The 13275-nt window shown below is 58.1% G+C and carries 10 protein-coding genes and 1 pseudogene; 6 read left to right on the top strand and 5 right to left on the bottom strand.

What is annotated here, in order from left to right:
• Window positions 1-21: 21 nt before the first annotated feature.
• Genes FG486_RS17910 through FG486_RS17895 form a run of 4 tightly spaced genes read right to left on the bottom strand, consistent with a single transcriptional unit; the run spans window position 22 to window position 5733 of the window.
• Complete coding sequence (locus tag FG486_RS17910) at window positions 22-1260, bottom strand: hypothetical protein (protein WP_181268571.1); 1239 nt, start codon at window positions 1258-1260, stop codon at window positions 22-24.
• 8 nt (window positions 1261-1268) lie between these two features.
• On the bottom strand, window positions 1269-3485 hold the full coding sequence (locus FG486_RS17905) for a GumC family protein (RefSeq protein ID WP_181268570.1): 2217 nt from the start codon (window positions 3483-3485) through the stop codon (window positions 1269-1271).
• Window positions 3486-3533: 48 nt separating this feature from the next.
• Window positions 3534-4328: a polysaccharide biosynthesis/export family protein gene (locus FG486_RS17900; protein WP_241695899.1), complete on the bottom strand. Its 795-nt coding sequence runs from the start codon at window positions 4326-4328 to the stop codon at window positions 3534-3536.
• Window positions 4312-5733: an O-antigen ligase family protein gene (locus FG486_RS17895; protein WP_181268569.1), complete on the bottom strand. Its 1422-nt coding sequence runs from the start codon at window positions 5731-5733 to the stop codon at window positions 4312-4314. Before FG486_RS17895 ends, FG486_RS17900 begins: the two co-directional genes overlap by 17 nt.
• A gap of 389 nt (window positions 5734-6122) precedes the next feature.
• On the opposite strand from FG486_RS17895, the gene FG486_RS17890 reads away from it, so the two are divergent.
• The 6 genes from FG486_RS17890 (at window position 6123) to FG486_RS17865 (ending at window position 13026) form a co-directional block, all read left to right on the top strand.
• Window positions 6123-7418 (top strand): sugar transferase, encoded by a 1296-nt coding sequence (locus tag FG486_RS17890; protein ID WP_181268568.1) that lies wholly within the window; start codon window positions 6123-6125, stop codon window positions 7416-7418.
• A gap of 168 nt (window positions 7419-7586) precedes the next feature.
• A complete protein-coding gene (gene gmd, locus FG486_RS17885; RefSeq protein ID WP_181268567.1) occupies window positions 7587-8648 on the top strand; it encodes a GDP-mannose 4,6-dehydratase in 1062 nt (353 codons plus the stop codon).
• Window positions 8648-9592 carry a GDP-L-fucose synthase gene (fcl, locus tag FG486_RS17880; protein ID WP_277817012.1) on the top strand — a complete coding sequence of 315 codons (945 nt, stop codon included), beginning with the start codon at window positions 8648-8650 and terminating at the stop codon, window positions 9590-9592. The genes gmd and fcl overlap by 1 nt, the downstream gene beginning before the upstream one ends.
• 22 nt (window positions 9593-9614) lie before the next feature.
• A complete protein-coding gene (locus FG486_RS17875; protein ID WP_181268566.1) occupies window positions 9615-9863 on the top strand; it encodes a hypothetical protein in 249 nt (82 codons plus the stop codon).
• A gap of 45 nt (window positions 9864-9908) precedes the next feature.
• Window positions 9909-11132: a glycosyltransferase family 4 protein gene (locus tag FG486_RS17870; RefSeq protein ID WP_181268565.1), complete on the top strand. Its 1224-nt coding sequence runs from the start codon at window positions 9909-9911 to the stop codon at window positions 11130-11132.
• Window positions 11133-12111: 979 nt separating this feature from the next.
• Window positions 12112-13026, top strand: coding sequence for a HEPN domain-containing protein (locus FG486_RS17865; protein ID WP_181268564.1), 915 nt, complete (start codon window positions 12112-12114; stop codon window positions 13024-13026).
• Between the two features lie 36 nt (window positions 13027-13062).
• Here FG486_RS17865 and FG486_RS17860 read toward each other — a convergent pair.
• Window positions 13063-13275, bottom strand: a pseudogene (locus FG486_RS17860) (UTP--glucose-1-phosphate uridylyltransferase); the annotation flags it as partial.

The following is a 13275-nucleotide window of genomic DNA, read 5'->3' as shown; positions in this document are numbered from 1 at the left end:
GTATGCCCCCCCAGACAGACGTCATCCCGCCGGCTCCTTGCCCGATGCTGGCCTGCTCGCCTGTTCAATCCGCACGAACGGGATTTCAGCCGTGATCTCGCGAGATTGCCCTGCTCCGTCAGACCTGAGACGAACCTGCTGGCCCTCGCAATTGCTGTCAGGAACGTCGAAGGTTACAGCCTGCGGACGCCGACTGGTGCGCAGCTGGAGCACCGCCAGGCTTGCATCGGTACCAAAGCACTGAATGGTCCAGAACATCGAAGCCCGCGCAGGCAGTTCGAGATCCTTGACCTGCGACACGAGGCGATATCGACCGGGTGCAAGGGTGTGCATGCGCTCCATCAACGGCACCAAGCTCGTATCGGTGGAGACCGCCACCCCACCGCCAGCGCCCAGCTGGTCGATATAGACGCCGCCATCGGCAGTGGCGACCCAGTCGAAATGCGGCAGTTCGTCTACGCGATCGAACCGATCCATGATCCTGCCATCCCTGTCCGCTGGGGACCGCGTGACCATCGCATAGTAACGACCGGCTAGCGACAGCTTCTTCTGCTCAACCAGATTAGCCAGGATATTCACATGTACCCTCGGAAGGGCATCCCGAGCAATTGCAGGCGCTTCGAGGAGGGTCTGAGCCAGATTGCCCACTGTCGGGGCAGAGCTGGAGCACTGCTCGACGAAGGGGATGACCCAGTTGGCGTTGTCGCGCATATTGCGTGCAACAAGAGCAATGCTCCGCTGGTCCGTCAGGGCATTGCAAAGGATCGGAAATGCTACGGATCGGGCCGATCGGGAGGTGCGCAGAACGACATTCAGGTGACGCATGACGCCGCCGACATCGTTCCTGACCGCTGCACGGCTGGTCAGGTACAGCTGGACATTCGGGTCATGACGGCTGAGGTCTTCGGTGGCTTTCGCCAGGCGATCGGCAAGGCTTTCCTTGCCTTCAGCCTCCAATACGCGAACGAGAGCGTAATAGGCGCCGGTCTCGAGCGGAGAGCGCATGATGGCGTTGAGCGCGAGGCTGCGGATCTGGGACGTGCGCTGGCTCGCAGCCTTGGGGTCCGACAGAATATCGACCGCAGCGTCGCCATAACCCTGACCACGCCAGGGAGCGATCGCTATGCTCCGTTCAGCCTGGCTCTGGGGAATGCGCTCGGCGATGAGATAAAGGCCGTTGATGACGATCAATGCCAGCCCGACAAGACAGGCTGCCGTAATCGCCAGCGGGGATCGCTTGAATGCCGGGGACCTGGCCATTGCCGTCCTCAACTGTCCTGTCCATTAGAGCTCCGCTCGGCGGCAGTATCCGTCGGGATGTTCTTCCCATAGCCATAGCCATAGTCATACCCATAGAGCTGCTTGGCGCGTTGCGTATCGACCTTTGTCAGCATCACGCCGACAAGATTGACCTGCGAGGGCAGTCGCTTCATTGCCGATCGGATTTGCGTGACGCGAACGGTTGCAGATTCAACGGTGTAGAGGCAGGCTTCCACGTTCGAGGCGATCAGCGGCGCGTCGGCAAGGCCGAGAACCGGCGGACTGTCGATCACGACATGATCGTAATGGGCCTCGAGACGCTTCAGAAGCCTGTTCAGACGGTCACCGGTGAGCAATTCCGCAGCATTGAGCGGCGACGGTCCGGCAGGCATGATATCGATATCCAGATATTCCGACCGCACGATCAGAGGGACGAAATCGTCCTGGCCTGCGAGATAGTTGCTCAAGCCACTTTTCTCGGCGACCTGAGCGGCCCTTCCGATGCTCGGAGACCGCATGTCGCCGTCGATGAGCAGGACCCGCTTGCCAACCTTGCTGAGCGCCAGTGCGACCCCCACCGCAGAACTCGACTTACCTTCGGCCGGACGCGTGGAAATAACGCAGAGCGAACGCGGCGTGCCGTGCACCGTGGCAAAGGCAAGCCTTGTGATGATAGCAATATAGGCTTCAGCCTGCTCCGATTTCCGATCCCGGATGACGTCGAGAAATTCCTCATTCGTCGCAGGAACGATGCCGAGGAGCGGCAGACCAAGCCTCGGTTCGACCTGATCGGGATCGCTGATATGGTCGGCAATCTGTTCTGCCGCGAACACCGAGCCGGCCGCCAGCACGCTGCCAGCCAGAAGCGCAAGCAACAGGTTGTTCAGCAGGTTAGGGCTCGATGGAACTTCGGGTAGCTTGGCCTCGTCGATGATCGAGATGTTGTTCGTACCAACGCCGCCGGCAACGCCGATTTCCTTGTAGCGCTGCAGCAGACCATTGTAGAGTTCGCGGTTAGTATCAGCATCACGCTGGAAAATATTGTACTGGATCGAGCGGACTTCCTGCTGAAGCAATTCCGCCTTCAGTTGCGACACCAGCGATTTCAAATTGGCCTCGCGCTGCACCGCCTGCTGATAGGCCGCGGAATTGCTTGAGCCGATACGCCGTTCCTCTCGGGCAATGCCCTTGTCAAGTTCGCCCAACTGGGATGCAACCGCCTTCACCTTAGGATATTCGGGTGCAAAGGTGGTCAAAAGATTGGCGTATTCAGCTGACAGCTCGGTTCGCTTTGAACGCAAGGCAGCAAGCGCCGCCGACACGCCGTCCCCAGCAGCGCTCGACAAGCTGTTGGCCTTGCTCTGCAGCTCAACCCGCTCTCCAGTCGCCTTGGCGAGCTCCGAATTCATCCGCTCAAGCTCGTCGGCAAGAAGCGATCGCGTGGGAGCGCCGCCGCTCGCACCTTCGGCGGTCGAACCGCCGGGCAAGCGGATGATCTGCTCGCGCTGGGCATAGCTCACGGCGCGACGTTCCGAGTCCTCAAGACGGGCTCGAAGCTCTTCTAGGCGCTGTTCGAGAAACTGCCGGGCATAGGAGGTTGCATCGAACTTGCGTGCCAGCGAGGCAGCAATGAACTGCTCGACCCAGGTATTGGCAACCTTCTGCGAAATGGCTGGATCGGGGCTGGTGAAGCTGACCGTCACAAGCGCAGATCCGCGCACCGGAGTGATCGTCACGTGCTCGAGCAGCAAATCGATGGCCTGTTCGCGCCGGATCTGATTGATGTCCTTGCTGTTCCGTTCACCGCTATCGCTGAGGCGCGAAGCCTCATCCTCAGCAAACAGTTCGATAAAGGCCGCGTCACTGCCTAGGCGAAGCTTGTTCGCCACTCGCGCTGCAAGCGAACGCGCCTCAAGCAGCGAATACTGGGTCTGATAAAATTCCAGATCAGTGCCGGCAGAATCAGGGCGAAGCGCCTGAACATCGACGATCTGATTCTCCTGGCGAGAGATTTCGAGCGTTGCCGAAGCCGTATACTGCTTCTCCGAGAGAAGGGTTGCAATGGCACCTAATGCCAAGCTTGCGATCAGCACCCCGATAATCATAACCTTTCGCCGCACTACCGTGCGCCATAGGGATAGCAGATTTATGGAGCTGCCGGTTGCGGCTTCAGGTGCCGGTTCGCCGAATTGCCTGAGCGCTGGTGCGGTTTGCGGTGACGTCATAGGTAAATTTTCCGTGCGCTCTCAATGCCTTAACCGGCATTAGCCTGCTCAGTTGTTGGTCTGGGTAAGCAGAAGAATGACCGGGCTCAGCAGAGCCGGGCCGAGTGTCAGGACATCTTTGAGGAAACGGCGACGGGGAGAATCGCCAACAACAATGATATCGCTCGCAAAGACTTCCGGATCCTCATAGCGCCCCAGCCGGATGGCACCCAGATTGTAGACACCGGCCAGTTTCTGCTCACCCACGGTGCGGAAAATGACAACATCCTCAACGCGCGCAAATTCGCTCGTGCCTTCGGCGCGCGCGATAGCTTGGATCAGAGTCATGCGTCCGACAACGGGATACACTCCAGGCCGCTTCACCGAACCATCGATCGTAACGACCTGGCTCTGCGTTTCCTTCAGGTTGACCGAGACTTGGGGATCGCGGAAAAAACGGCCGCGCAAGCCGTTCTCGATCGCCGTGGCAAGTTGGCCCGGCGTCAGCCCGGCCGCCTGGATACTGCCCAGCAGCGGAACGGTGATGTTACCGCCGGCATCGGCCTGGATTTCCAGATCGAACTCATCCGTCCCGAAGACCGAAATATCCAGTTGATCGAAGGGCCCGATCGCATAGGCGCGAGGCGTATGGACAACGTCGGCAGTCGTAGGCGCCGGCAGGGACTGCGAGTTCTGCACGACGCTGATGCCCGGAGCGCCGCCGAACACACGGGGCCCCGATGCGCACCCCGCCATCGCCAGACTGACGATAACTGCCATTCCGGCGCGGCCCAGTGTGCACCCCAACCGACGCGCCTGCAAATTCTTGAAAATCAATGGCTGCACTTTACCTCGCAACATCATGGCGTGCTGGCCCGGCGTTTAACCGCCAGTCACAAAGAATACAACCCGCTAGCGCCGCCAAGCCAGCAACTACTGGCGTCCGCAGGGGGTAGTCGAAAAGGCTCGCGATTGCGGTCGCCAGGAAAAGTCCGACGCCAACCAGGATCAGCGACCGATCACGACCCGACATGCCGCGCGAGCCGTTGCGCGGGGCCGCGATCAAGCGCCACATCCCCTTCGCGCCAATGAACAGCGCAAACACAACAAGCGCTGCGCCCAGGACACCCCCTTCAATGATGATCTGGGCAAAATCATTATGGGCATTGTTGAAATAGGCGGTATTGAGCTGGTTGTCCGGCTCGATAATTTGAAATACCCAGGGAAACGAACCGAAGCCCGACCCGAAGGGAAAGAACTTCTGGACGAGTTCGATCAGCTGCGGAATGACCTCCACGCGCTGATCGCCTCCCACCTCGACTTCGCCGAGGCGTGAAAAAGAGTTCATGCCTCCGCCCATGGCCGCGATGATAAGCACGAAAACCGCTGCCAGACCCGTGCCCGCCAGGACGTTGCGCCATCGCGAGCCCTCCGGGCCACCATTGCGGCCCGCGCTCCGCGCAAACGCCGGCCACAGGACATAGCCCGAGAGTCCGACCACCACCAAGACCAGCAGCAGACCTGCGCGCGAACCCGTGGCCACCACCATGCCAATGACCACGACAAGGGTCAGGCCCGCAAACAGCAGGTCACGGGAATCGATCAGCGATCCACGGCTGCGATTCAGCAAGACGGCGGCAATGGCCGGGATGGAACTTGCCAGGAGCATGGCCTGATGGTTGCGGTTGGCCATGATTCCGGTCGCAACGCCCTTGTTGATGATGCGATAATAATAAAGCTGGTTTGCCCCGCCGACCTGAAGACCTGCAACCGCAATGCTGAAAGCCGCGACAGCGAGCAGGATATAGGGGAATGCCGACCGTTGCTGATCGCTCAGCAAGGGATAGCAGAGGATGGCTGCAAGCGGCACCAACAGGCTCATCAGGCTGTTGAGCGTAGCCATCGGGTCGAGGCTCAGTGGTCGCCACACGTCCAGCGTACCGGCCAGCCTGCTGATGGCGATCAATTCTTCCATACCGGGGCGTGCCTGCCAGACCGAGGGCGGCAGCGGGATCAGCTGAACAGCAATTATCACAGCAAATGCCAGCAGAAAAAGCAGGGGCGTCCGGATTATGCGAAATGCCGCCCGGTCGAGATTGACGAATGCAATGCATCCGATGACGATCACCCCAAACCGCGCGAAAAGCAGCAAAGGTTCGTCCATGCGAGAACTGCCGCCAAAAATTGCGAGCACCGCCATGAGGCAGCACAACAGAATCAGCCCGAGTCGGGATTGAGGACCAGCGACGGTCTTGACGAGTTGGTTCAAGGGGATAACTCAACGCAATTATTGGGGAAGCCGCATAGCCCTGCGGCTCCGGTGCCCCGGGGCCATATGATGCCCTACCTGCTCTTTCAAGCCAAAACCGCCTGACATCGGCTCCGCGTGCGACGGGCCGAACATGAGCCGGTCGCGACCGGGGCCGGGCAGCACCGCTCACCCCATGATTGCCACGTGAAGGCACTTTCGGTCGCCTTTTATTCTCGCGAATCCGCCAAAATCAGGGCAGTTGCTAACCTGTGTTATGCCACAACCGCTGCCGCAATGTTGCATTGCACCAACTTTGGTGGCATTACCGCGCCTCAGCTTCACGACGACGGGTCGCATCGCGTCAATCCGGGCCGGATAGCGGCCCGGAAGCATTGGAAGATCATGACATGTTGATGGCCACAAGACAGGCGCAGCGCTCGACCATCGGCATTTCCTCGGTTCGGTCACTGCGGGTCCAGACGATCGTTGCCCTCATCCTGGCAATCATCCTGCCGGCACTGGTCTATTTCGAGGGCAATACCGTGCAGATCGTGCGCAGTCACACAGCTTTCAACACGCTACTGGGTGCCAGCATTGCCACTTTTGCTGCCTATTTCATGGCAGATCGGGTAACCGCCTTTCCGGGCAAGGGCCAGTTGAGCTACATTCTGCCAACCTATGGCATCAGCTATGCGCTGGTGGCTGCCGTCATCCTGCTGGGCCGAATTCCCTACAGTGCGGGTATTCTCCTGATCAATTTCGCCGCAACCACCGGCGTACAGATCCTTGTCTCTGCGGTGGCTGAACGTCAGATCGGTTATCGAGTTTTCGTCGCCCCGGGCGGCCGCGTCGAGCAGCTGGAAGCTGTCGATGGTCTGGACACGACATTATTGACATCAGCATCGGTTCCTCGATCCAAACGCGCAATCTTGGTGGCGGACCTCCATTTCGACCATTCAGACGAGTGGGAGCGCGCCATTGCCGAGGCGACCCTGCACGGCATCCCGGTTTACCATTACAAGCAGGTGCTCGAGACCCTGACCGGCAAGGTCCGCATAGAACACATGTCTGAAAACACGTTCGGCTCGCTGCTGCCTAGCTTGAATTACGCCCGGACCAAGCGAGCGGCAGACATCATTCTCACTCTCCTGATTCTCCCCATCCTTGCCTTGCCCATGGCTCTGGTTGCCCTCGCGATCCGGCTAGAATCCTCGGGCCCTGCATTCTTTCTCCAGTTGCGGATGGGGCACCGCGGAGTGCCATTCAAGGTTATTAAGTTCCGCACAATGCGGTGCGAAGATCCCACCAAGATGGCGGATGCACGCGATGCCGCAATGACCAAGAAGGATGACGATCGGATAACCAGGCTTGGGCGCTTCCTGCGCCGCTCGCGGATCGACGAATTGCCCCAGCTAATCAATGTCTTGAAAGGCGAAATGAGCTGGATCGGCCCGCGTCCAGAGGCAATTGCTCTGTCCGAATGGTATGAGAGCGAACTGCCCTTTTATTCCTACCGGCATATTGTCCGCCCGGGGATCACTGGCTGGGCCCAGGTCAACCAGGGTCATGTCACCAATCTGGATGATATCAGCGCCAAGCTTCAATATGACTTCTTCTATATCAAAAACTTTCCTTACTGGCTTGATCTACTTATCGTTTTTCGGACCGTTCTGGTCATGCTGAATGGGTACGGCGCAAAGTAGAGGCCGCCAGATGCGGGGATCGACGATTGTTGAATGGCGGGCGCAGCGCGATCGATGCACTGCACAACGGCTTGAAACAAGGTTGACCACCCGCTAAGGGCTTCTCCGCGGTCGCTTATGCCGACAAACTGGGGCTTGGCTCCTCTTCAGGCCATTCGTGGGAATCCAATGACAAAAACAGCTCTCATTACCGGCGTCACCGGCCAGGACGGTGCCTATCTCGCTCAGCTGCTTCTCGAAAAGGGCTATATCGTTCACGGCCTGAAGCGCCGTTCGTCCTCGTTCAACACTGGTCGCATCGAGGATATCTACGAAGACCCCCATATCGAGAATTCACGTTTCCATCTGCATTATGGCGACATGACGGACAGCACCAACCTGATCCGTATTGTGCAGGAAACCCGGCCCGACGAGATCTACAACCTCGCCGCGCAAAGCCATGTGCAGGTCAGCTTCGAAACCCCGGAATACACGGCAAATGCCGATGGAATCGGCACATTGCGCCTGCTGGAGGCAATCCGCATCCTGGGTATGGAGAAGACCTGCCGCTTCTATCAGGCATCGACATCGGAACTGTATGGCCTGGTTCAGGAAGTTCCGCAGCGCGAGACCACCCCGTTCTATCCGCGCTCGCCCTATGCGGCTGCCAAGCTCTATTCCTACTGGATCGTGGTCAACTATCGCGAAGCTTATGGCATGCATGCTTCGAACGGCATCCTGTTCAACCATGAAAGCCCGCTGCGGGGTGAGACCTTTGTGACTCGCAAGATAACCCGCGCAGCTGCAGCGATCAAACTTGGCAAGCAGAAGAAGCTGTATCTCGGCAATCTCGACGCAAAGCGGGACTGGGGTCATGCCCGCGAGTATGTGCGCGGCATGTGGCTGATGCTGCAACAGGAAACGCCCGACGATTACGTCCTAGCGACCGGCGAGACAACCGAAGTGCGCAAGTTCGTCGAATGGGCATTCGAGGATGTCGGCATCGATCTGGAATGGCGCGGCAGCGGCGTCGAGGAAAAGGGCTATTGCAAGCAGACCGGCGATTGCCTGGTCGAGGTCGATCCGCGCTATTTCCGCCCGACCGAAGTGGAATTGCTGATCGGCGATCCGGCCAAGGCTCACGCCAAGCTCGGCTGGAAGCATGATACCTCGGTGCGCGATCTGGCCCGCGAGATGGTCCAGGCTGATCTCAAGGTCATGGCTGATGCCCCAGTGATGAAGGGCGCTTGATGCACTTCGACCTGTCGGGGAAGCGGATATTCGTTGCCGGCCATCGCGGGATGGTCGGCAGCGCTATCGTTCGGCAGCTTGAAAAGGCCGACTGCGACGTGCTGACCGCACCGCGCGCGGAGCTCGACCTGCTTGATCAGGCTGCAACGCGCAACTGGATAGCCGAGCATCGTCCCGACGCCATCGTGGTGGCGGCGGCCAAAGTCGGAGGCATCCTCGCCAATGATAGCTACCCCGCCGATTTTCTGTATGACAATCTGGCGATCGCAGCCAATGTCATCGAGGCGGCGCACCGGGCCGACGTCAACCGCCTGCTGTTCCTAGGATCGAGCTGCATCTATCCCAAGCTTGCCGAGCAGCCGATCGTTGAGGAAGCACTGCTGACCGGGCCGCTGGAGCCTACCAACGAATGGTATGCTGTGGCAAAGATTGCGGGCATCAAGCTCTGCCAGGCCTATCGTCGCCAACACGGGCGGGATTACATTTCTGCGATGCCGACCAACCTTTACGGCCCCGGTGACAATTTCGATTTCAACAGCAGCCATGTGCTCCCCGCACTCATCCGCAAGGCGCATGAGGCCAAGCTATCTGGTGCGGAGAATATCACCATCTGGGGCACAGGAACGCCGCGTCGCGAGTTCCTGCATGCAGATGACTGTGCCAATGCCTGCGTTTATCTGCTAGAGCACTATTCGGATGCTGCGCATGTCAATGTGGGGTCCGGCGAGGATATCACAATCTATGATCTCGCGCAGCTCGTATGCAACACGATCGGCTTTGTCGGCCAGATCGTTCGCGACGAAAGCAAGCCCGACGGGACGCCGCGCAAACTGATGAGCGCCGACAGGCTTCGTGCCATGGGTTGGACACCAACTATCGATCTCGCCGATGGCATTGCCAGCACCTATAGGTGGTATCTCGACTCCTTGACGAAAGTCGGTTGAACGAAATTGTAGGAATAGCGGCGTGTCGAGAGAGCAGAAGCGGAAGCCAATATCTAATAATCAGCCTTTGGATTTTAAATACAAAAGCGCAGTTTTCACTCCAAGTTTTCGTAAAAACTTGGATTACTTTGAACTTATTATTACTGACAACCCGTTGGTTGGAAAATTTTTTGCAAAAGATCCGCCAATTATCCTTGCCTCTTTGTTTGCCGCTATATTGATGGCATTTTTTATGGCATTGACCATTGTATTGCATTGGCTAATTCCATGATAGCCTTACATCGCAGAATTATCATGCAATTTGCCGTGAAGCTTTATGCTTGATCCGACAACCGAACCGACGATTTGGTTCGTCAACAGCTATTTTTATCCTGATCATGCTGCCACCAGTCAGATTTTGAGCGACATCGCCTTTCACCTTGCCGATAGCGGCCAGAAGGTGGAGGTAGTGGCCAATAGGCGCAGCTACGACGGCAATGCGGCCTATGCGCCATCCGAGACTATCCAAGGCGTTAAAGTCACGCGCCTGCCCAGCCTCGGCCCATCGGGCCGCAGCATGGCAGCCAGGCTCGGTCGCTATCTCGGCATGTATCTGGGCGCATCGTGGCATATCCTGACCCGGGTGCGTCCGGGCGATATCGTGGTGTGCAAAACGGACCCGCCGCTATTATCGATCCCGCTAGCCGTGGTTGCGAAACTGCGCAGCGCCAAGCTCGTAAACTGGTTGCAGGATCTCTATCCTGAGGTTGCGCAATCGCTCGGAATGGGCCTCCCCGGCCCTGTTCGCGCCATGCTGACAGGCCTCAGAGACTGGTCATTGAACTTGGCTGCCGCGAATGTGGCGATTGGCGAGTGCATGGCTCAGCTCCTGCGCGATCGGGGCATCGACGAGAACAAGATCGTCATACTCAACAATTTCGTCAACGATGAGCACATTTGCGCATTGTCGGGCCCCAATCCTCTGCGCGAGCAATGGCAGCTGCAGGGGAAATTCGTTCTGGGATATTCAGGAAATCTCGGACGCGCGCACGATATCGACACCTTCATCGATATGGCAGACCGATTGCGCGACCGTGACGACATCGTCTTCCTGTTCATCGGTGGTGGCCATTTCGTTGATCAGCTTCGCGAGCGGCTGTCCGCGCAGAATATCACCAATGTGCGCTTTGAAGGATACCAGCCCCGAGAGAAGCTGAATCTGTCTTTGGCGCTTCCTGATGCACATTGGGTTTCCTTGCTGCCGGAGATGGAAGGGCTTATCGTCCCCAGCAAAATCTACGGGATCATGGCCGCTGGCCGTCCGATGATCGCGGTGTGCAATCCCAAAGGCGAAATGGCACGCATGATCGATCAGGCCGAAATCGGAATTCAGGTCGATCCGGGCAATGGCGCTGCCTTTGCGGACGCGGTCACCCGCCTCGCCGACAACCTGGCAGATTGTCAAAGACTGGGTCGAAACGCCCGGGTCGAACTGGATGCTAAGTATAGCAAGGCCAGAATATTCCAATCCTGGCAGGATCTCCTCCGCAAACTGACCTAAGATATCGTGATCGAGTGGCGTTGACCTGCGGTTCCACCCCATGCGGTGTCTATTGCGTCTTTATTCTAATTGTTCCGACGATGGTGGCCGGGACCATCATCGGGCCTCCGAGGGGCTTCATTGCCGGGCATCAGCGGCCTCCAACTGTGCCTAAGTGCGTCTTGCTGCATGCCTTGTGCGCTATGTGTAGTATTGTTGGATTTCTCACCCGACGTAATGTTGCCGGCGATCTCGGCGATGATCAGAAATGGCCCAAGCACCAGAGCCTTCAATCGTCAGGGCAGCGCTCTTATTTTCGCTCACCTCCTTTCTCCGAGCAGCATAACCGGTGGCCCGCCGCTTCTGAAGCAGGCGACATGAAGCTCGAAGTTCAGACCGCCTTTTGTGAATACGTTATGAAACAGCGCCATTTTTTGCTAACCGGCTGCCGAGGTGCTTTGAGATGGGCGGCATCAATCGTCAGCTGATCCGGCATTCCGACTTTGGCGGACAACGCTCTACAAATCTGTTGACCACGCCCATGGGTCTCCAGCGGCTCAACTGGTAGAACGTCTTTGGCGTCCGGTATTTCACAGGGTAGCGCGCCACTACAAGCCATTGCGATCACGAAGGTGGTGCCGCTGATGAGCCGACAGTCATAGACCATGGGCACCCAATGCGATAGCGGAAAATATGGATCGCTTCGGGGCATCTGCGCTTCCGAAAGCCAAACCAAAGCGTATATGTTCACGCCTCCTCGGCGTTGCTATTCATTCAACACATCAGGTTGTCCGCAAGCAATTTGCTCGATGCTAAGCAAAGTGATCACGTTTCTCGGGTTGCCGGGATTATTGACGGTGCTATCATGGGGGTATCACATCTGCCGCTTGAAGGCAGCCTTAACAACTCGCACCGCTGTCTTGTTCATAGTGGAGCTAGCATCGGTCCCACAGATACAGCTACCCTTGCATCGCCGGTTAGGACAGCACAGGATTGGCTCATGCGCACCGATATCGATCATCTGCCTAACCAGAAGCAGCAGGAGCTGCAGGCTGCCGTGCGCATACTGTTTGAGGAGTTCGCCGCTGCCATCGGCAACACGACCGCCCCGTGGAAGAAACAGGGCCGCATCCTCAAGGTGATCCTCTATGGCAGCTATGCACGCGGCGACTGGGTCGACGATCCGGTCGGCGGCTACAAGTCGGACTATGATCTGCTCATCGTGGTCAACGATGAGCGGCTGACCGATGTGGTCGACTATTGGGCAACCGCCGACGACCGATTGATGCGCGAGATGACGATCACGCAGACGCTGAGCGCGCCGGTCAGCTTTATCGTGCACAGCCTCAAGGATGTGAATAAGCAGCTCGAGCAAGGCCGACCGTTCTTCACCGACATCGCCGCGCAAGGCATTGCGCTTTATGAGGCGGAGGGTTTTCCGTTCGCGACACCGACCAAGCTCGCGCCCGATGCGGCGCGGGCAGAAGCGTCCAGCAGTTTTGAACGCTGGTTTACGTTGGCCAGTCAGTCTATTCGCACCTACGAGCTTCAGCATGCTGAAGGTGCCAACCAAACATGGCGCAACGATGCGGCATTTACGCTGCACCAGGCTACGGAACGCCTGTACCACTGTGTGATGCTGGTCTTCACCCTATACAGCCCGAAATCGCACAAGCTCGGCTTTCTGCGCGGCCATGCTGAAGAAATCGCACCCGCGCTGATTGAGGCTTGGCCGCGCGACGACCGGTTTAGTCGACGTTGCTTCGAGCTGCTGCGCCAGGCGTATGTCAACGCGCGTTACTCACCGCATTATAAGGTCAGCGATAAAGAGCTGACCTGGCTCGGCGAGCGCGTCGCGAAACTGCAGGAATTGGTCGAAATGGTGTGCCGTCGTCGCCTGGAAAACGATAGCTAGAGCTCCTGAAGCGATAGCCGTATCGCGGCCTGAACCTCAGCTTTTTACTAGATCCACCGCAAAGGCGCGGATTTCATCCGCCATGTCCTCGCGCTCCAGCGCAATCGCCAGGTTCGCCTGGACATAACCGGCCTTCGAGCCGCAGTCGTAGCGCTTGCCGGCAAAGGTGACGGCGTGGAACGGCTGGCTGCCGATCATCCGCGCCATCGCGTCGGTCAGCTGGATCTCGTTGCCCGCACCCTTTTCCTG

The organism is Blastomonas ursincola (assembly GCF_013607875.1).
Lineage (GTDB): Bacteria > Pseudomonadota > Alphaproteobacteria > Sphingomonadales > Sphingomonadaceae > Blastomonas > Blastomonas ursincola.
The sequence above is the reverse complement of the archived record's forward strand: the minus strand, read 5'-3'. Positions and strand labels throughout refer to the sequence as shown.